Annotated in this window: 1 protein-coding gene; it reads right to left on the reverse strand. The window is 51.2% G+C overall.

What is annotated here, in order from left to right:
- A partial coding sequence (locus F7Q90_RS26085; protein WP_211369713.1) for an asparaginase domain-containing protein occupies positions 1-445 on the reverse strand: 445 nt, incomplete at both ends.

Raw genomic sequence — 445 nt, forward strand, 5'->3', positions numbered from 1 at the left:
AAAAACAGCGTTACTTCGTTAATAGGGTAGTTAGCGGCGACATAAAGCGCATTCAGTAAATTAATTTGCCCGTCGGAGCGCAGCTCGGCCAGCGGTATTTGTGACCCTGTCACAATAACCGGTTTACCCAGATTTTCCAGCATGAAAGAGAGCGCTGATGCGGTAAACGCCATCGTGTCGGTGCCGTGCAGAATAACAAAACCGTCATACTCGTCGTAGTGCGTTTTGATATCCTCAGCGATATGCTGCCAGTCTTCCGGCGTCATATCTGATGAATCCATCAGCGGGGCATATTCATGGATGGTAAAGTCCGGCATCTCCGGGCGATGGAACTCCGGCATCAGCGCTAGCTGACGCTGAAGATGCCCGGACACCGGGATATACCCCTGCTCTGAGCGCTGCATACCGATAGTACCGCCGGTATAGGCAACGTAAATTGATTTCT

This window comes from Pantoea stewartii subsp. stewartii (assembly GCF_008801695.1).
Taxonomy (GTDB): Bacteria; Pseudomonadota; Gammaproteobacteria; order Enterobacterales; family Enterobacteriaceae; genus Pantoea; species Pantoea stewartii.